Source organism: Streptomyces sp. NPDC053431 (genome assembly GCF_044544925.1).
Lineage (GTDB): Bacteria > Actinomycetota > Actinomycetes > Streptomycetales > Streptomycetaceae > Streptomyces.
Genome location: NZ_JBITXX010000016.1, coordinates 120249 through 138981, shown reverse-complemented (window position 1 = coordinate 138981; position 18733 = coordinate 120249). Strand labels below are relative to the sequence as shown.

Annotated in this window: 17 protein-coding genes; 8 read left to right on the top strand and 9 right to left on the bottom strand. The window is 74.5% G+C overall.

Going from position 1 to position 18733, the window contains the following annotated elements; genetic code table 11:
- Entirely contained in the window at positions 1-1215 is a 1215-nt protein-coding gene (locus ACIGXE_RS29995) for an acyl-CoA dehydrogenase family protein (protein ID WP_399752120.1), read from the top strand.
- On the opposite strand, the gene ACIGXE_RS29990 is transcribed toward ACIGXE_RS29995, so the two are convergent.
- The 4 genes from ACIGXE_RS29990 to ACIGXE_RS29975 are packed head-to-tail and all read right to left on the bottom strand — an operon-like array spanning position 1216 to position 8775.
- A complete protein-coding gene (locus tag ACIGXE_RS29990; RefSeq protein ID WP_399752118.1) occupies positions 1216-5541 on the bottom strand; it encodes a caspase family protein in 4326 nt (1441 codons plus the stop codon).
- A gap of 29 nt (positions 5542-5570) precedes the next feature.
- Positions 5571-6164 carry a TetR/AcrR family transcriptional regulator gene (locus tag ACIGXE_RS29985; RefSeq protein WP_399752212.1) on the bottom strand — a complete coding sequence of 198 codons (594 nt, stop codon included), beginning with the start codon at positions 6162-6164 and terminating at the stop codon, positions 5571-5573.
- Positions 6165-6193: 29 nt separating this feature from the next.
- The gene (locus tag ACIGXE_RS29980) at positions 6194-8014 is read right to left on the bottom strand and encodes an AMP-binding protein (RefSeq protein ID WP_399752116.1); all 1821 of its coding nucleotides are present in this window, start codon (positions 8012-8014) and stop codon (positions 6194-6196) included.
- The gene (locus ACIGXE_RS29975; protein ID WP_399752114.1) at positions 8011-8775 is read right to left on the bottom strand and encodes an SDR family oxidoreductase; all 765 of its coding nucleotides are present in this window, start codon (positions 8773-8775) and stop codon (positions 8011-8013) included. Before ACIGXE_RS29975 ends, ACIGXE_RS29980 begins: the two co-directional genes overlap by 4 nt.
- Positions 8776-8936: 161 nt before the next feature.
- Here ACIGXE_RS29975 and ACIGXE_RS29970 point away from each other — a divergent pair, with 161 nt between their 5' ends.
- From ACIGXE_RS29970 to ACIGXE_RS29960, 3 genes are all read left to right on the top strand, one after another.
- Positions 8937-10190: an exo-beta-N-acetylmuramidase NamZ domain-containing protein gene (locus ACIGXE_RS29970; RefSeq protein WP_399752112.1), complete on the top strand. Its 1254-nt coding sequence runs from the start codon at positions 8937-8939 to the stop codon at positions 10188-10190.
- 77 nt (positions 10191-10267) lie between these two features.
- Entirely contained in the window at positions 10268-11614 is a 1347-nt protein-coding gene (locus tag ACIGXE_RS29965; protein ID WP_399752110.1) for an erythromycin esterase family protein, read from the top strand.
- Between the two features lie 81 nt (positions 11615-11695).
- Positions 11696-12892 carry a serine-threonine protein kinase gene (locus tag ACIGXE_RS29960; protein ID WP_399752108.1) on the top strand — a complete coding sequence of 399 codons (1197 nt, stop codon included), beginning with the start codon at positions 11696-11698 and terminating at the stop codon, positions 12890-12892.
- Between the two features lie 80 nt (positions 12893-12972).
- On the opposite strand, the gene ACIGXE_RS29955 is transcribed toward ACIGXE_RS29960, so the two are convergent.
- On the bottom strand, positions 12973-13146 hold the full coding sequence (locus ACIGXE_RS29955; RefSeq protein ID WP_399752106.1) for a hypothetical protein: 174 nt from the start codon (positions 13144-13146) through the stop codon (positions 12973-12975).
- Between the two features lie 112 nt (positions 13147-13258).
- On the opposite strand from ACIGXE_RS29955, the gene ACIGXE_RS29950 reads away from it, so the two are divergent.
- Both ACIGXE_RS29950 and ACIGXE_RS29945 read left to right on the top strand, forming a co-directional pair.
- Positions 13259-13870 carry a hypothetical protein gene (locus tag ACIGXE_RS29950; RefSeq protein ID WP_399752104.1) on the top strand — a complete coding sequence of 204 codons (612 nt, stop codon included), beginning with the start codon at positions 13259-13261 and terminating at the stop codon, positions 13868-13870.
- Positions 13870-14583: a 3-keto-5-aminohexanoate cleavage protein gene (locus ACIGXE_RS29945; RefSeq protein ID WP_399752103.1), complete on the top strand. Its 714-nt coding sequence runs from the start codon at positions 13870-13872 to the stop codon at positions 14581-14583. Before ACIGXE_RS29950 ends, ACIGXE_RS29945 begins: the two co-directional genes overlap by 1 nt.
- Here the strand turns inward: ACIGXE_RS29945 and ACIGXE_RS29940 are convergent.
- Positions 14529-15254 carry a hypothetical protein gene (locus ACIGXE_RS29940; protein ID WP_399752101.1) on the bottom strand — a complete coding sequence of 242 codons (726 nt, stop codon included), beginning with the start codon at positions 15252-15254 and terminating at the stop codon, positions 14529-14531. The two genes, ACIGXE_RS29945 and ACIGXE_RS29940, sit on opposite strands and share 55 nt — an antisense overlap.
- Positions 15255-15429: 175 nt before the next feature.
- Between ACIGXE_RS29940 and ACIGXE_RS29935 the strand changes: the two genes are divergently transcribed.
- Complete coding sequence (locus ACIGXE_RS29935) at positions 15430-16503, top strand: RNA ligase (ATP) (protein ID WP_399752099.1); 1074 nt, start codon at positions 15430-15432, stop codon at positions 16501-16503.
- A gap of 145 nt (positions 16504-16648) precedes the next feature.
- Here the strand turns inward: ACIGXE_RS29935 and soxR are convergent, their stop codons facing one another.
- A complete protein-coding gene (gene soxR, locus ACIGXE_RS29930; RefSeq protein WP_399752097.1) occupies positions 16649-17113 on the bottom strand; it encodes a redox-sensitive transcriptional activator SoxR in 465 nt (154 codons plus the stop codon).
- 118 nt (positions 17114-17231) lie between these two features.
- Between soxR and ACIGXE_RS29925 the strand changes: the two genes are divergently transcribed.
- Positions 17232-17693, top strand: a complete 462-nt coding sequence (locus ACIGXE_RS29925) for a MaoC family dehydratase (protein ID WP_399752095.1) — start codon at positions 17232-17234, stop codon at positions 17691-17693.
- Here ACIGXE_RS29925 and ACIGXE_RS29920 read toward each other — a convergent pair.
- Complete coding sequence (locus ACIGXE_RS29920; protein WP_399752093.1) at positions 17684-18310, bottom strand: TetR/AcrR family transcriptional regulator; 627 nt, start codon at positions 18308-18310, stop codon at positions 17684-17686. The genes ACIGXE_RS29925 and ACIGXE_RS29920 overlap by 10 nt on opposite strands.
- A 79-nt stretch (positions 18311-18389) precedes the next feature.
- Positions 18390-18677, bottom strand: a complete 288-nt coding sequence (locus ACIGXE_RS29915; RefSeq protein ID WP_399752090.1) for a YiaA/YiaB family inner membrane protein — start codon at positions 18675-18677, stop codon at positions 18390-18392.
- Positions 18678-18733: the final 56 nt, after the last annotated feature.

The window sequence follows — 18733 nt, the reverse complement described above, 5'->3', positions numbered from 1 at the left end:
ATGGACTTCGCGTTCGACGCCCGCACCGAGGAACTGCGGGCGAAACTCCTCGCCTTCATGGACGAGCACGTCTACCCGGCGGAGGCCGTCGCCCACGAGCAGCGCGCCCGCCTCGCCTCCCCGTGGGACACCCCGGCGGTCGTCGAGGAGCTGAAGGCCGAGGCCAGGCGCCAGGGCCTGTGGAACCTCTTCCTGCCGGACGAGGAGTACGGCGCCGGACTCACCAACCTGCAGTACGCGCCGCTCGCCGAGATCACCGGCCGCAGCCCCGAGCTGGCGCCCACCGCCCTCAACTGCGCCGCGCCCGACACCGGGAACATGGAGGTGCTCGCCCAGTTCGGCGACGAGGCGCAGCGGAAGCAGTGGCTGGAGCCGCTGCTCGCGGGCGAGATCCGCTCGGCCTTCGCCATGACCGAGCCCGAGGTGGCCTCGTCGGACGCGACCAACATCGAGACCCGGATCCGGCGGGACGGCGACACGTACGTCATCGACGGACGCAAGTGGTACATCTCCGGGGCGATGAACCCCGACTGCAAGATCTTCATCGTCATGGGCAAGACGGATCCGGACGGGTCCGACATCCGCCGCCAGCAGTCGATGATCCTGGTCCCCCGCGACACGCCCGGGCTCGAAGTACGGCGCGCCATGCGGGTGTACGGCTTCGAGGACCACTCCCACGGCGGTCACGCCGAGGTGGTCTTCGACGGCGTCCGCGTCCCGGCCGCGAACTTGATCGGCGAGGAGGGCGGCGGCTTCGCCATCGCCCAGGCCCGCCTCGGCCCGGGCCGCATCCACCACTGCATGCGGTTGATCGGCATGGCGGAGCGGGCCGTGGAGCTGATGTGCCGGCGCGCGGTCTCGCGTACGGCCTTCGGCAAGGCCCTCGCCCAGCAGGGCGTGGTGCAGAACTGGATCGCGGACGCCCGGGTGACCATCGAACAGCTGCGGCTGCTCGTCCTCAAGACGGCCTGGCTGATGGACACCGTCGGCAACCGCGGTGCCCACACCGAGATCCAGGCGATCAAGATCGCGACGCCTCGCGCGGTCGTCGACATCATCGACAAGGCCGTCCAGGTGCACGGCGCCGGCGGCGTCTCGCAGGACTTCCCGCTGGCCGAACTGTGGGCGGCCGCCCGCACCCTGAAGCTGGCGGACGGTCCGGACGAGGTGCACCAGCGGTCGCTGGCCCGCCGGGAGCTGAAGAAGTACCTCTGATCAGCTCAGCCGGAGGCAGAGCAGACCCGTCGGGGTGTGCACGGACAGCAGTTCGCCGTCGAGCCAGTCGAGGTCCAGCACCTCGCTCCCGAGGAAGATCCGGTGCAGGACCTCGGTGGTGTCGGCGGCGAACAGCGTCAGCATGCCGTCCGCGGTGGCGGTCAGGACCGTCGGCCGCCCGTGCCGGGTCTGCAGCCGCAGCCGGGTGACGGGAGCGGTGTCGGGGCGGGGGACGGTGCGCGGCTGGTACAGGGGCACCCGCCTGCCGTGACGGCCGGTGAGGAACGCGTCCAGGTGGGTGTGCACGACGAGCCGGCCCCGCGCCGTGAAGACGCCGAGCGCCGGCCCGTCGGGCCACAGCCCCAGGTCGAACAGCTCGTGGCCGGTGTCCAGGGTCAGGGTGCGCCAGACCGCCGCCTCGGGCAGGGCGAACACGACGAGCCGGTGGTACGTTTCCGTGATCTCCAGGTTCAGGTCGTCGCCCGAGTGGAAGCTGACCACCTCGCGCCCCCGCACCGCGACGACGAGCCCGCCGTCGGCCTCCACCTGTCGGAGCCCGGTCACCGCGTCGAGCGGCATGCCCGCCCTGGCGCTCCACTCGCCCTCGAAGGTGCGCAGGGCGATCCAGTCCGTGTCCAGCGCGGGGCTGCCGACGACCACGAGCCGGGGCGAGCCGTCCAGCACCGCCACGTCCAGCCACTTCACCTGGCGGAGCCTCTGGTCGGGCAGCGGGGTCGCGCTCCCCGCCGTCCAGTGGACGAGGTCGCCGCGCCGGGGCCGGCGGAGGACGGGGGCTCCGGTACTCGCCACGGCGTCCAGGTCGTGGCGGGGGTCGGCCACCTCACCCAGGAGGGCGCCGGTGGCGCCGTCCACCATGCGCACGACGGGACCGCGGCGGGACACCACGACCGGCCGGCCGTCGCTCACGCCGGTCCGCAGCATGCCGTGGGCCGGCGCAGCCCCGGCGGTGGCGGTCTCCAGCCGCCAGGCCTTGGCGGCGAAGGCGCTACGGCTCCAGGAGAGCACCTCGGGCCCGTCCCCGACGGTCACCAGGCGGGTCACGGCCGCGTCGGTGCCGGTGCGTCCCACCACGCGGCCCTCGACGTCGACGGCCACCACCTCGTGCGCGCCGGCGACGAGACAGAGCGGGCCGGGGGCGAGGTGGAGCGCGGCCGCCGCGCGCGAGCCGCCCGCCCACTCGACCACGCGCGGCCCGCCGGTGTCGGTGACGTACACCTTGCGCCGCCGGGAGGACAGCTGGAAGGCCCGCTCGGTGGCGACGGCGAGGGTGCCGTCCCGGAACGCGAGCGCCGAGACCGTGCGCCCGCGCAGCCTGTGCCGCCGGCGGTCCAGGACGCGGCCGTCGGGCGCGAGGGCGGTGAGCGTGAGCAGGGCCCGCCGTGGCGATCCCGGCGTGCGGTGCCGCCAGGCGACGGCCACCAGCAGGCCGCCGTCCTCGCCGTGCGGGGCGACGGCGATCCGGGCCGGCCGGTAGGGGGACGGAGTCCTCGGGCGGTGGGTCGCCGCCCCCGCGGTCACGTTGCCGCGGTCGTCCACCGTCACGAGGACGGGCTCGCCCCCGCGCGTGGCGAGGGCGCAGTCGACGAGCCCCGGCACCTCGGCGGCGTCGATCAGGTCGCGGGTCTCCAGGTCCCACAGCCAGGCCCGGCCGTCGGCACACAGCGCCGCCCAGGGGCGGCCCGGCACGGTGCGCACCGCCCGGACCGGGCCGAAGTCCCCCGGCAGCGCGCCGAGCGGCCCGCCGTCGGCCCAGTCCCACACCCGCACGCCGCCGCCCTCCGCCTCGGCGGTGACCAGGACCGGGCGCCCGTGCACGCCGGCGACGGCCGCGCCGGTCACCCGGCCCGTGAAGGTGCCGATGGTGCGGTACGGGACGGGTGTCACCTCGGCCCACTCGGTGTCCCACGGGAGGTCCGGCCAGCGCTCCCGTACGGCGTGGGCGAGCGTGTCGGCGCCCGTCTGGAAGGCGGAGAGCCGGAGTTGGGCGGCGCGGGTGCCGGGGTCGTCGGTGGCACGCAGCAGCGCGGCGCAGTGGCCGAGGGCCCGGCCGGCGGCCCGGGCGGGGCCGGAGTCGGCGCGGTTCAGGACGCGGTGGAGCGCGGAGGGGTCGGCGGCGAGCAGCAGGGCCGGGTCGCCGGCGAGGGTGTCGAGCAGGGTGGTGCCCTCGGCGTGCTCGATCAGATGGCGCAGGACGTACGGCGGGGCGGCCGCCCAGTCACGGCCTCCGCCGGGCCGTTCGGGGACGAGGGCGTGCAGGGCGTGGGCGGCCCGCTCGCGGACGTCCGGGTCGAGGGTGGTGCGCAGGGCGTCGGCGTACGCCTGGTGGTAGAGGCGGTAGACGGACCGCCCGTCGGCGTCCAGTTCCTCGACGAGGTGTTCGCCGGCGAAGGCGAGGAGCCCGGCGAGTTCGTCCCAGTCGAAGGGTTCGTGACGCGAGCCGGGCGGCAGACAGGCCGCGGCGAGGGCCCGCCACACCCGGTCGGGCGGGAGGCCGGGGCCCTCGGCGACCGCGAGGGCGGCGAGCAGGGCGTGGCGGCGCTCGGCCTCGCCGGGCCGGGTCGTGGCGAGGCGGCGGCGCAGCACGCGCAGGAACGTGACGCCGGGGGTCTCGCCGAGTTCGGGGACCTGGTGGCGCCAGTCGGGCTCGGTGACGTCGATGGGGCGCGGGGCGCGGGCGAGCACCCGGGCGGCGATGCGGGCGGAGAGGAAGGCGCCGAGGGCGCGGGCGGCGATCTCCTCGGCGACGGGCGCGGCCGCGGCCTCGTCGTACGGACTGGTGCTGCCGGGGCCGTCGGGGGCCAGGAGCAGGCTGCGCGCGTAGCGGGCGATGTCGGCGGTGGCCGCCTCCAGGGTGGTGTCCAGGTCCAGGACGGAGAACTCGCCGTCGAAGGCGTCCAGGACGTGCCGCCGGGTGCCGACGAGGAGCCGGACGCAGGGGATCCGGACCAGGGGGACGAGGAGTTCGGTGGCGATGCGGCGGGGCTCCGAGGCGTCCGTCGCGTCCGCCGGACCGGCCGCGCCGTCCGGCTGCCCTCCCTCACCGGTCTCGCCGGCCTCGTCGAGGGCGTCGACCAGGATGTGGAGGGGTTCGCGGCGCGCGGCGAGGGCCGCGAGGAGGGCCCGCGGCGAGGTGGCGGCCTCCCCGGCGAGCCCGGCGGCGTCGGCGATGCCGGCCGTGACGTCCTCCAGGAAGCGGTGCCGGGCGTGGATCGCGGTGTGCACGTCCTTGCCCGCGCCGAGCAGCAGTCGCCCGAGCAGGGCGGACTTGCCGACGCCGGGCCCGCCGGTGACGGCGACGCCACGACCCCACTCGCTCTCCCGGTGGCCCAGCCAGGCGGTGAGCCGGTCGAGCTCGGCGGTGCGGCCGACGAAGTAGGAGCCGGTGCGGGCGCCCTGGGCGTCGGTGAAGCCCCGGCCGCGGGGGGCGAAGTGGTTCTCGAGCTCGGCGCGCCGGCGGCGGCCCTCGGGGCTGAGCCGCACCCGCAGTTCGGCGAGGTCCTGGGCGTCGTCCCCGGCGGCCTCGGGGCGGTAGCCGGAGTTCTCGAAGGAGAAGAAGGCGAAGCCCTGGCTCCTGACATGGACACTGGCGGTCTGCTCGAGGCCCGCCCCGCGGTAGACGTCGTTGACGGCTTCGACGACCTGCTCCACGGCGAGGCGGCGCTGCTTCCGGGAGACGGAGAGCCGGTCGAGCGCCGTCTCCAGGGCGGTGGTGAACGCCATCGTGTGGGCGAACTCCTCGGCGCGGGCGACCGCGACGACCACGAAGTCGGTGAGCTTGCGGCGCCTCTCGCCGGCGCCGGCGCGGACGGCGGCGGTCAGCCGCTCGGCGACGTCGGCCGCGTCGTCCGCGCCCTGCCCGGCGTGACAGGTGTCGATGACGAGGAGCACGCGCCGGGCGCGGGACTCCAGGACGTAGCGGGTGACGTCCTCGGCGGCGATCGCCGTCCCCAGGAGCCGGCCCTCCTGGCTGTCGCGGCAGAGCAGGTAGTGCCGGTCGTCCTCCTCGACGCCGTGGCCGGTCCAGTAGAGGACGACGGCGGAGGCCGATCGGTCGGCCCGGTAGGCCCAGTCGCGGAGACGACCGCGCAGCTCCTCGGCGGTGGGGTCGTCGATCCGCTCGTCGAGGCGGTAGCCGAGCCCGCCGAAGAGGCGGACGGCGGCCCGTAACTCCGCCGGGACGGCTTCCAGTTCGGCGGCGTGGTCGTAGCTGCCCACGCCGACGACCACGAGTTCGCGGCCCGGCTCGCGCCGCCCCGCGCCGTCCGTGTCCCCGGCCCCCGTCGTGCGCTCCGTGTCCCCCGCCACGGAGCAGTTATACCGCGCTGTCCGGCGGATCAGGGGCGCAGGGCCCGCAGCAGCAGGTCCGCCAGGTGGTCGGCCACCTGCTGCGGGGTCAGCGGGCCGTCGGGCCGGTACCAGGTGGACAGGTGGTGGACCGAGCCGAAGTGGTAGTCGACGACCAGGTCGGCGGGGGTCGCGGTGGAGAACACCCCGGCCTGCTGCCCCTCCTCGATCAGCGCCCGGAAGCGCTCGTGGTAGCGCCGCCGCTCGGCCCGTACCTGCTTGTTCTTCGCCGGGCTCAGGTGGTGCATCGAGCGGAAGAAGATCGACGCGTCGTCGAGGTTCTCGATGGTGGTGACGACCACGTCGGCGGCGGCGCCCCGCAGCCGCTCCTGGATCGGCGCGTCGGAGTCCGCGAAGGCGTCGAGCCGCTCCTGTTGGAGCCGCAGGACCCGTGCGTAGACCTCCTGGAGCAGATCCTCCTTGGAGCCGAAGTAGTGGTAGAGGGCGCCCTTGGTGACGCCCGCCGCCTCGACGATCTCCTGGACGGAGGTCCGGTCGTAGCCCTGCTCCGCGAAGAGCCGGGTGGCGGCGGCGAGGAGTCTCTGGGGCACGGGGACGCCGTTCCCGTCGGTCGTCCTGGCCATGCGGTGCCGCCTTTCCTTCGTGCTCGTGCTCATGTGCGGGAACGCAGGTCCCGCCTGAGGATCTTCCCACTTGTCGTCTTGGGGAGCTCCGGCAGGATCTCGACCTCGCGCGGGTACTTGTACGCGGCCAGCCGTTGCTCGCAGTACGCGGAGAGCTCGGCCGGCTTCACCTCGGCGCCGGGGCGGAGGCTCACGTACGCCTTGACGGTCTCGCCCCGGTAGGCGTCGGGGACGCCGACGACGGCGGCCTCGCGGACGGCCGGGTGGGTGTAGAGGACGTCCTCGACCTCGCGCGGCCAGACCTTGAAGCCGGAGGCGTTGATCATGTCCTTCTTGCGGTCGACGACGTAGAGCCAGCCGTCCTCGTCCATGAAGCCGATGTCACCGGTGCGCAGCTCGCCGCCCGGGAAGGTGGCGGCGGTGGCCTCCGGCAGCCGCCAGTAGCCGGGGACGACCTGGGGGCCGCTGACGGCGATCTCGCCGTGGGTGCCGAAGGGGACGTCGGCGCCGTCCTCGTCGACGATCCGGACGACGGTGTCGGCCCCGGGAAGACCCACCGAGAGGGTGCCGGAGGCCGGGTCGACGGGCGCCTCGTGCTCGGGCGGTACGGCGGCGCAGGGCGCGGTGCACTCGGTGAGGCCGTAGCCGTTGCGCAGGTACGGGCCGAAGCCCGCGCGGAACTTCTCGACCAGGGCGGGGGGCACGGGAGCGCCGCCGGAGGACACCACGAGGAAGGACGAGAAGTGGTCGGGAGTGGCCGCCGGGTGTGCGGCGAGCGCCATGAAGGCGGTGGAGGGGCCGACGGTGTACGCGGGCCGGTGCTCCAGGAAGGCGTCGAGGACGACCCCCGGCTCGAAGCGGTACGCGAGGGCGAGCGTGCCGCCGTTGGCGAAGCAGGTGGCCAGCTGGCAGACGTGTCCGGTGATGTGGAAGAGCGGCGCGAGCACGAAGTAGACGCCGCCCGGGGGGATCGGGTGGCCGGTGCGCTGGCGCTCGGCGTTGTGCATGATCCCCCGGTGCAGGTTGAGCGCGCCCTTGGGGGTGCCGCTGGTGCCGGAGGTGTAGCTGATCAGGGCGATGTCGTCGGTGACGAGCTCGCGCCCGGCCGGGGCGGGGTGGCCGGCGCGGGCGACCGCGAGGAGGTCGTCGACCTCGGTGGGGACGGGCGCGAAACCGAGGACGCGGGCGTCGTCGCGGGTCTGCAGCTGGCGCTCGTCGGCGGTGAGGGCGGCGGCGACGCCGGTCTCGGCGGCGGTGTCGCGCACGTAGTCGTCCCAGGCGCGGTCGGAGCAGATCACGGCACGGGCGCCGGAGTCGCGCAGGGCGTGGGCGACCTCAGCGGCCTTGTACATGGGGTTGAGCGGGACGACCGTGGCTCCGGCCTTCCAGGCGCCCAGCAGGGCGAGGACGAAGTGCGGGCTGTTCTGCAGCATGACCACGACCCGGTCGCCGCGCTCGACGCCGCGGGCGGCGAGGTGCCCGGCGACGGAGTCGGAGAGCGCGTCCACCTCGCGGTAGGAGATCCGGGCGTCGAAGTAGGCGAGCGCCGGGTGGTCGGGGGTCCGGGCGGCGGCCGCCCGGAAGGCGTGCAGCACGGTGGGCGGCGGGTTCACGGGCGCGCGCTGGGCGTCGGTGAGTTTGCCGAGCCAGGGCTTGGCGGCGTAGATCGAGCCGGCGCCGCCGGGGTGCGTGCGGGAGGCGTCCGTGGCCGTGGCGTCCGTGGCGGGGCTGGTGCTCGTACCCGTGGTGTGAGCGGCCGGGCTCGTGGCCGTACCCGTGGCGTGCGCGGCAGGGTCCGTACCCGTGCCCGTACCGTCGCCGGCCCGTGCTCCTCGCGTGGCGTCCGTCATGCGTCTGCCCCTTCCCACTTCTGCTGGATGTGGTTCATGTTGCCGATCCACCGCTCGGGGTCGGCCGCCCGGGCCCGGTAGTAACCGGCGACCTCGGGGTGCGGCAGGACGAGGAAGCGGTCGGCGTCGATGGCGTCGAAGAGTGCGTCCGCGACGGCCCCGGGCTCGATCGCGGTGGGGGCGAGCACCAGCTCGCCGGCCGATCCGGCGGCGGTCAGCATGTCGGTGCGCACGCCCTGCGGGCAGATGGCATGGACCTTGAGGCCGCGGTGGCGGTAGGTGAGCGAGAGCCATTCGGCGAAGGCGTACGCGCCGTGCTTGGAGACGCTGTACGGGGCCGCGCCCACCATCGTGAGCAGTCCGGCGGCCGAGACGGTGGAGACGAAGCGGCCACTGCCGCGCTCCAGCCAGTCGGGCAGCAGCGCCCGGGCCGCGCGGACGTGGGCCATCACGTTGACGTCCCAGGCGGCGGCCCAGACCTCCTCGTCGGCGAACGCGTCGCCGGGCGAGGCGAGCCCGGCGTTGGCGCACCAGACGTCGACGGTCCCGCCCAGCGCGGCCCGGGCCTCCTCGACGACGGCGGACGCGTCGCCGGGGACGGCGACGCCGCCGATCTCGTCGGCGACGGCCTTGGTGCGGTCCGGGTCGAGGTCGTTGACGACGACGCGGGCCCCTTCGGCGGCGAACCGGCGGGCGAGCGCGGCGCCGATACCGCCTCCCGCCCCCGTGACGACGACTCCCGCGCCCTGCACCGTGCTCATGCGGTCCACCTCTCCGTTGCGGCTGTGCTGGCAGACTAACCAGTCGGTATGGAGTCGGGGAAGGGGTCGTCGGCAGCCCGTCCCGCACGCCTCGTTCCGCGCGGCGGCGGTGGGCGCTAGCGTGCGGGGCCATGTCAGGGAAGGCGATCAAGGAGGTTTCCATGAGCCTGTCCAGACGAGGTCTGCTGGCCGCGGGCGGCGCGCTGGCGGCGGGGTCCGCCGCGGGAGCGGCCCCGGCGGCCGCCGACGCACCGGCCGGGCGGGGCCGGCGGGTCCGCACCGGCTTCGAGCGGCTGGCCGCCGACGGCTACGCGGCGCTCGCCGGGCAGCGGGTCGGCGTGGTCACCAACCCGACCGGGATCACGGCCGAGGCCCGGCACGTCGTGGACGTCATGCACGCCGACGAGCGGGTGGACCTGGTGGCCGTGTTCGGCCCCGAGCACGGCTTCCGCGGCACCGCGCAGGCGGGCGGCTCGGAGGGCCGCTCCGACGACCCGGCGACCGGGCTGCCCGTCTACGACACCTATCTGAAGAGCGGTCAGCCGCTCGCGGACGTCTTCACCGCCTCGGGCGTGGACACGGTCGTCTTCGACATCCAGGACGTCGGCGCCCGCTTCTACACGTACATCTGGACGCTCTACGACTGCATGGCGGCGGCCGCGCTCGCGGGCAAGAGGTTCGTCGTGCTGGACCGGCCGAACCCGGTGACCGGGCGGGCGGCGCTCGGGCCGGTCCTGGACCGGGCGTTCGCGACCTTCGTGGGCCGCGAGCCGATCGCGCAGGCGCACGGGATGACGGTGGCGGAGCTCGCCCGGCTGTTCAACGGCGAGTTCCTGGCGCGGCCGGTGGCGCTGGAGACGGTGGCGGCGAGCGGCTGGCGGCGCGGTGACTTCTTCGACGCGACCGGGCTGCCGTGGGTGCCGCCGAGCCCCAACATGCCGACGCCCGAGACGGCGCTCGTCTACTCGGGCACCTGCCTCTTCGAGGGCACCAACCTCTCCGAGGGGCGGGGCACGACCCGCCCCTTCGAACTGCTCGGCGCGGAGGGGATCGACGGCCGGTGGGCGGAGGCCGCGAACGCGCTCGGCCTGCCGGGCGTCCGCTTCCGGGAGGCGTACTTCGCGCCGACCTTCTCGAAGTTCCAGGGCCGGACCGTCGGCGGGGTGCAGCTGATGGTGCACGACCGGGAGGTCTTCGACCCGGTGCGGACCGGGATCGCCCTGCTGGTCACCGCCCGGCGCGTATGGAGCGGCTTCGCGTGGCGGGCGGACCACTGGATCGACAAGCTGACCGGCTCGGCCCGCGTCCGCACGATGATCGACGCCGGCGCGCCGGCGGACGAGGTGGTGGGCGCCTGGGAGAGCGACCTGGCGGCCTTCGACGCGGTGCGGCGGGAGTATCTGATGTACCACTGAGAGGGGGGCTGGCCCCCGCGCGGTTACGGGGGCGGGCGGGATGTCCCCGCCCGGTCCCCGGAACGGAGGCTGAGGTCATGAACGTTCTCTCACGACGTCGCCGCCGCCCCCTCGCCGCCCTGCTGGCCGCCCTCTGCGTGGGCCTGCTCGCCCCCGCCGCGGTCGCGGCCGAACCGCCCGGGCCCGGCCCGGCCCGCGATCCCGCCCGTGAACTCGCCGTCACCGCCCGCCCGCTGGACGACGGCCCGGCCCTGAAACGGATCGTGGGCGCGGCGAAGGTGGTGGGTCTCGGCGAGGCCACGCACAGCTCGGCCGAGTTCTTCACGGCCAAGCACCGGATCTTCGAGCGGCTCGTGGAGGAACAGGGGTTCACCGCCTTCGCGCTGGAGGCGCCCTGGAGCACCGGCCTGCTCGTCGACGCCTATGTGCGGACCGGCGAGGGCGACATCCGGAAGATCATGAGCGACGAGTTCCAGAACTCGTACGCCTTCTGGAACAACGAGGAGTACCTGGACCTGTTCGTCTGGATGCGCCGGCACAACGAGCGCCACCCGGACCACCCGGTGCGGTTCGTGGGCAACGACCTCGGCTACGCGGGGCCCAACCTCTTCGACGAGGTCACCGGCTACGTCGCCCGGACCCGGCCGGAGCTGCTCCCCCGCTTCCGCGAGCTGTACCGGAGCTCGCGCCCGTCCGGCCCGGTCGACAGCTGGATGAGCGCCTACCTGACGAAGCCGCTCGCCGAGCGCCGGGCCATGGCCGCGGACGTGAACCGGGCCCTCGCCCTCCTGGAGGGGCAGCGGCCCGCCGCTCCCGAGGACCGCGCGGCGCACGCGTGGGCGGTGCAGCACGCCCGGGCGATCGCCCAGGTCGGCACGGAGTACACGTACGAGCTCGGCACCGAGAGCGGCACGGCGCAGGCCATGCTCTACCGCGACCGGATCATGGCCGAGAACACCGTGTGGTGGCAGCGGCACACCGGCGACCGGATGGTGGTGTCCGCGCACAACGGGCACCTCACGTACGAGACCACCTGGCCCGAGCAGTACCCGCGCACCCAGGGCGCCTTCCTGCGCGACGCGCTGGGCCGGGACTACGTGAGCGTCGGCGCCTCCTTCGGGCGGGGCTCCTTCAACGCGCACGACACACGGGAGGCGGGCGAGCCGGTACGGGTCTTCACGGTCGGTCCGCTGGGCGCCGACAGCAACGCCCACGTCCTCGACCGGGTCGCGGCCCGCCCCTTCGTGCTCGACCTGCGCAGGGCGACCCCGGCCGCCCGGAAGTGGCTGGACGTGGCCCGGCCGACCCGGTCGATCGGCACCGCGTACCCGTGGCCGGGCGACGTGACGGACGTACGCCTGGGCACCTCGTACGACGCGGTCGTGCACTTCCCGGTGATCACGGCGGCGCGGCGGCGCGGCTGACGACTGGCCGTCCCTCCGCCGGGGAAGAATGTCCGGGAACGCCCGGGCGGCGGCGCGCCTTCGACGCGGAGGGACGGGGCCATGACGGTGACGAGTGTCGAGCCGTACCGCGAGGTCGTGTTCGACAAGGACGGCGACGGCCCGGCCGGCCAGGCGGGCGCCCTGGCGGCCCTGGCCCGGCAGGGATGCACGGACCTGGTGGTCTTCGCCCACGGCTGGAACAACTCGCCGTCGGTGGCGACGGGCCTCTTCGACCGCTTCTTCCAACCCTTCCCCGGGGTGACGGGCCCGGGCGTGCGGCTCGGCTACGCCGGCCTGGTGTGGCCCTCGATGATGTTCTCCGACGAGCCGGTCCCCGACTTCCACTCGCTGGCCGCGGTCGTGCCGGAGCGGGCGGCGACCGTCCGGCGGCTCGCGGAGCTGGCCGAGGAGGAGCCGGCGGAGGAGGCCGCGCTCGTCGAGTTCGCCGCGCTGCTCAGGGAGTTGACGGACACGGACCGGCAAGGCCTGGCGGGCACCGACATCCCCGGCTTCCTGGTCGGGGATCCGCCGGCGGTCTACGGGATGTTCGCCGACGCGCAGGAGAGCGCGGCGGGCCCGGGGGTCGCGGAGTCGCTGCTCGGCGGCGACCGGCTGAAGCGCCTGTGGAAGGGCGCCCGGGAGGCCCTGCGGCAGGCCACGTACTACACGATGAAGTGCCGGGCCGGCGTGGTCGGCGAGCGGGGGCTCGGCCCGCTGCTCGGCGAACTCTCCCGCACGGCGCCCGGCCTGCGCGTCCATCTCGTCGGGCACAGCTTCGGCGGCCGGCTCGTCGCCCACGCGCTGCGCGGGGTGCCCGCCGACGCCCGCAACGTGAAGTCGCTGACGCTCATCCAGGGCGCCTTCTCGCACTACGCCTTCGCCGCCCGGCTGCCGCACGCCCAGGACCACGGCGGCTCGCTCCGCGACCTCCAGTCGCGCGTCGACGGCCCCTTGGTGGCCTGCCACTCGCAGCACGACTCGGCCCTGCGCGTCTTCTACCCGCTGGCCTCCCGGCTGGCCCGCGACGACCACTCGCTCATCGGCCAGGAGGACCGCCGCTGGTGGGCCATCGGCTACGACGGCGTCCAGGCCGTCCCCGGCACCCTGACCCGCACCCTGGCAGCGGCCCTGCGCGACGGCCTCCCGGCATCGGGCTGCATCAGCGTGGACGCCGCCCAGGTGGTGTCCGAACACAGCGACATCTGCCACGAGGAGCTGGCCCGCCTGGTGGCCCGCGCGGGCCGCTTCGGCGAGTGAACGGCGCCGGACCGCATGACGTGCGGGGCCACGTCACCGTCGGGGCCGGGGCCGGGCCATGGGCACGGGCCGGGCCATTGTCACCGGCGGGGCGCCTCACTGACCCTCAGCAGGCCTCCGACCTGCGCGGTGGCGGTTCCTCGCGGCCCGCGAGCCGGGGGCAGCGGCTCCTCCTCGCCGCCACTCGCGAGCCGCTCGCACAGCTGCGCCGCCAGGGCCGGGTTCTCGGTGAGTCCCAGCAGCGCCTCTCGCACCGTGTCTCCCGTCGGCACCCTTGATGGCTTCCATCGTCGAATCGATGGAACAGGACGGGCGGCTCGTTCGTCCATCTCATATCGCCGGTGCTAGCGACGGAGGTGGCAGACGATGGCCGGGTTCCGGAGTCTTGCGAGACAGGTCCGCGATCCTGGGAGCGACACGGCGCTGCGGCGCTATTCGCTGCGCAAGTGCCTGGAGCGGTTCGCGCCGTACGGGCACAGGGCGACCTGGGATCATCTGTGCCGGAGGCACGGATTCGGGCCCGAGGACCGGGACGCCGACCCGGGGCGCCTCGTGGCGGCGCTCGAGGAGCTGGAGGCGGCGCGGGCCGTGTGGCTCGCGTACGAGAGCGAGTTCGCCGAGCGGCGGCGGCGCGAGAAACAGGGCGGGCTGCGCCGGCCGGGCGCGCTCGACGAGTGGCACCGCAAAATCTGGGGCGGCAACGGGGTGGCCCGCTGCGACGACCCCGCCCACCATCCGTCGGCGCCGCTGCCCGAGGTGGTGGGCCGGCTCGTGGACGCGCTGCGGCGCGGCCCGGGCGAGCGCTGCCCGGTGTGCGCGGGGCCGCACATCGAATGGCGGGCCGAGCTGCGGGACGAGCCGTGGTTCGGGCCGGTGTGCGCGGACTGCGGGGTGCTGATACCCCGCGCCGTGCTGACGCCGCGGGCGCTCGCCCGGACGCGCGGCGAGGGCGTGCCGCGGCTGGCGTCGGTGGCCTGATGCTCCAGGTCTGTCTCAACGGGGGCCGCGGGCCCGGGGACGGCGCGGCGGTGCCGATGTCCCCGGTCGCGATGGCCGAGGCGGCCGGGGCGGCCGTGGCCGCCGGCGCGGACGAGGTGCACGTCCATCCCAGGACGCCCTGCGGCGGCGACACGCTCTCGCCGCGGGTGCTCGCCGACACCCTGGCCGCGCTCCGCGCGGCCGTGACCGTGCCGGTCGGCGTGACGACCGGTGCGTCGGCGGAGCCCGACCCGGTCCGCCGGCTCGCCCGGGTCCGTTCCTGGACGGCGCTGCCGGACCGCGCGACGGTGGCGTGGCACGAACCGGGCGCCGAGGTCCTGGCGGCGGCGCTGCTCGACCGGGGCGTCGCCGTCGACGCGGTGCTGCGCCAGGGCACCGACGGCCCGGCCCGTTTCCTGCGCTCCTCCCTGGCACCGCGGGTGCCGCGCGTCCTCGCGGAGGCCGCGTCGGAGGAGGCGGCGATCGCCCTCCTCGCGACGCTCGCCCGCTCGCCGCACACCCGCCCGGTCCTGCTGTACGGCCGCGGGACCGCGGCCTGGCCGCTCTTCCGGCTCGCGCGCCGGCTGGGCCTCGCCGCCCGTACCGGCCTGGAGGACACCCTGCTGCTCCCGGACGGGACGCCGGCGGGCTCGAACGCTCAGCTGGTGTCGGCGGCGCTCGCCGAGTCCGCCGCGGCGACCATGTCGGCGTAGGCGATCCACCGCTCCTCGGGCGGCAGCGCGAGCAGGGGGACCCGGGCGTCGAGGTGGGAGGCGTGCCGGAGGAGCCAGGCCCGCACCTCCACGAGCGGATCGGGGGCCCAGGCGGACGTCCAGCGCGAGGCGTCGTCCTGGAGGAGGTCGTCGATGCCGTGGTCCAGCCATGCCACCAGGTGCCGCCGCTCCGCCTCCGCGCCGAGGCGAGCCGCCCAGTGGTCGAGCATCGGCGTCACGGACTGGCGCATGTCGGCGCACAGCTCGTAGACGGTGCGCACATCGGGACGGGGCGTGGGCGAGGCCAGCGTCTCGGCCCACCAGGTGGCGAGGAAGGCGTCGACGGCCTCCGCCTCCTTACGGGGCCATCGCTGCCAGTCCGTGCGGCCGAGGCCCGTGGGCAGGTATCCCGCCCCCGCGAAACGGCCCTCGGCCGCGTACGCGAGGAACTGCGGCAGCAGCCGCCGCATCACACCGGGATGGTCCGTGAAGTGGTCGGGCGTCTCGTGGAACATCATCCGCAGAAGATCGTCACCGACCGGCGTGTCGGGCAGCGTCAGCAGCTCCAACTCGTGTGGGGCGTAGCAGTATCCGCAGCCGCCGGGGCGCGCGGTCCGGCCGGCGAAAACCCGCTTCACGCGGCGGTGGGCGGCGGCGAGCGCCGCTGACATGGGGGTGTGGTGATCGGTCGACACGGTGGTCCTGCCGGGACTCCGTCGGGGCCGCGCCCCGCGAAGAGGATGACGCTACCAGCCAACAATCCGCTGGCCCAGGGGAATTCGGACCCGGCACAGTGTGCGGCGATGACCACCTACGGGAAACCCGCCGAGCGACCGGAGTTCTGACATGTCGACGCTGCGCGTCACCGCCGAAAGCCTGACCGTCCACGACCACCCCAACGCCGACGCGCTCGAACTCGCGCAGGTCGGGCTGTACCGGGCCGTGGTCGCCAAGGGCCGGTACCGCACGGGTGACGTCGCGCTCTACATTCCGGAGCAGGCGGTACTGCCGGCCGCGCTGGTCGACGAACTGGGGCTGACCGGGCGGCTCGCCGGGAAGGCGAGCGACCGGGTCAAGGCGGTACGGCTGCGAGGGGAGTTGTCGCAGGGACTGGTGTGCCTGCCGAAGGCGCTCGACGGGGTGGATCTCCGGCGGGCGGCGGAGGAAGGGACGGACTTCGCGGAGCTGCTCGGGATCACCAAGTGGGCGCCGCCGATCCCGCCGACCATGAGCGGGGAGGTGGCGGCGGAGCCGGACCTGCTGCCCTGGGTGGAGATCGAGAACCTGCATCGTTTCCCGGACGTCTTCGAGCCGGGCGAGCCGGTGGTCCTCACCGAGAAGCTGCACGGCACGGCCTGCCTCGTCACCCATCTCGCCGAGGCGGACCGGACGCTAGTCTCCTCCAAGGGCTTCGGCGCCAAGGGCCTCGCGCTGAAGGAGGACCCGCGCAATCTGTACTGGCGCGCCGTCCACGCGCACGGCGTGCCCGCCGTCGCCGCCCGCCTCGCCGAGCGGCTCGGGGCGACCCGCGTCGGCGTCTTCGGCGAGGTGTACGGCGCGGGGGTGCAGGACCTGGCCTACGGGGCGAACGCCCGCGCCGAGGACGGGCTCGGCTTCGCCGTGTTCGACGTGTCCGCCGAGATCGACGGGCAGGTGCGCTGGCTGGACCCGGCCGAGGTGCTGGAGCCGGGCGAGCTGCCGCTCGTACCGCGCCTGCACACCGGTCCGTACGACCTGGACACCGTGCTCGCGCTGGCGAGCGGTCGGGAGACGGTCTCCGGCCGCGCGCTGCATCTGCGCGAGGGGGTCGTGATCCGCCCGGTGACCGAGCGGTACAGCCCGGTCGTCGGCGGACGGGCGATCGCGAAGGCGGTCAGCCCGGCGTATCTGACCCGCAAGGGCGGCACCGAGTACGAGTGACGCCCGCGTCCCGGACCGAGCAGGGGCCCACCCACGGGGGTGGTGGGCTCCTGCTCGCTTTTCTCCGCCGCCGCCTTCGGTGCCGCGGTGGTGGGCTCCTGCTCGCTGGCCGCCTTCGTTCCCGCCGCCGCGGCCCCGCGGGGTGTCAGTCCTCCGTGCGCTCGGGCAGCAGGCGCGAGCCGGTCAGGCGCTCGCCGAAGACGTCGTCGGGGTTGGAGAGCACGCACTTCTCCAGGGACAGGCAGCCGCAGCCGATGCAGTCGCTGAGGTGGTCCCGCAGCCGGCCGAGCTGCTTGATCCGCTCGTCGAGTTCCGTCCGCCAGGTCGCCGAGAGCCGGGCCCAGTCCTCGTGCGTGGGCGTGCGCTCCTCCGGGAGCTGCGCCAGGGCGTCGCGGACGGTGGCGAGGGGGATGCCGACCCGTTGCGCGGCGCGGATGAAGGCGACCCGGCGCAGGATGTCGCGGCCGTAGCGGCGCTGGTTGCCGCTGGTGCGGCGGCTGCTGATGAGGCCCTTCGCCTCGTAGAAGTGGAGGGCGGAGACGGCCGCCCCGCTGCGCGCGGAGAGCTGGCCGACGGTGAGCTCGTGGATCTTCTCGGGAATCTGCGGCACTCGGTCGACCCTACGTCAGGACCGTTCCGTTCCGTTGACAAGGCGAGCCCTCCCCGCACATCCTGAGCAAGCGCTTAGACACCACCTTTTGAGACTGCCGAGAGACGGGACGAGGAACATGGCCGAGCCGAGGATCTTCACCTCCGCCGAGGAGCTGCGCGCCGGGGTCGGCGAGCAGCTGGGGCACAGCGACTGGCTGGAGATCGAGCAGAAGCGGATCGACCAGTTCGCCGAGGCCACGGGCGACCACCAGTGGATCCACGTCGACCCGGAGCGCGCCGCCACCGGCCCGTTCGGGCGGACGATCGCGCACGGCTACCTCACGCTCTCGCTGCTGCCGACCTTCGTCCCGCAGGTCATGCGTGTCGAGGGCATGAAGATGGGCATCAACTACGGCACCAACAAGGTCCGCTTCCCCGCCCCGGTCCCGGTCGGCTCGCGGCTGCGCGCCACCGCCGTCCTCACCGACGTGACGGAGGCCGGCGGCGGGGTGCAGGTCACGGCGACGGTGACCGTGGAGCGCGAGGGCGGCGACAAGCCGGTGTGCGTCGCCGAGTCGGTCTCCCGCTACTACTTCTGACCGCCGACCATCCGCAGCACGAGGTCGGCGTAGAGCGCGCCGACCTCGTCGGGCGTCCGGCGGCCCTGCACGTTGAACCAGCGCGAGACGTCGATGCAGAGGGAGAGCACGGCGACCGCCGTGCCGGCCACGTCGGGGACGTCGAACTCCCCGGCCGCCACGCCCTCGTTGATGATCCGCCGCACGGTGGCGTCCGACTCGCGGCGCAGCGCCACGATCTCGTCGCGGTGCTCGGCGCCGAGGGCGTCGAGCTCGTACTGCACGACCCGGGCGGTGGTGTGGCGCTCGGCGTGCCAGCGGACGAAGGACCGTACGGCGTCGGCGAGCCGCTCGGCGGCCGTGCCGTCACCGTCGGCGGCCTCCCGCAGGATCTCCAGGGCCTTGTCGTGGCCGATCCGGCTGATCCGGTGGAGCAGCTCTTCCTTGGTCTTGTAGTGGATGTAGAGCGCGGCCGGGCTCATGCCGGCCCGGCCCGCGATGTCCCGGGTCGTGGTGGCGTGGTAGCCGCGCTCGGCGAACGCCTCGACGGCCGCGACCAGCAGGCGCCGGGCGGCCTCGGGCGTGACCTCGCCCCACGGCATCTCCTCGCCGCCGGGGGTCTCCTCCGCCGCGCTCATCGCACACTCCTTCTCGGGCCGTCCAAGGACGAACACCATACAACGCCGGTGAGCAAGCGCTTAGAGAGATGCGGCGGTGTCAGAGCTTCTGGAACGGGTCGTGCTCGGCGAGCAGCTTCTCCAGACGGGCCTGGTCGACGCGGCTGACGATCTGCCCCGCCTCCTGCCGGTCGCGGACGACCTTGGAGAGGGTGAAGGCGGAGGTGGTGAGGTAGAGGACGGATACGGCGAGGAAGGCCCGCACCCAGGCGCTCGCCTCCAGCTGGTAGATCCCGACGGTCACCGCCACCAGGGCGAGCCCGAAGGAGATGACGGCCTGCAGGTAGTAGGCGGCGGTGTTCTGCTGCTTGACCGGTGTGTCGCTCATGCCGGACAGGATCGGGCGGACGTGGCCTCGGCCACATCCGCCCGGATACTCAGCAG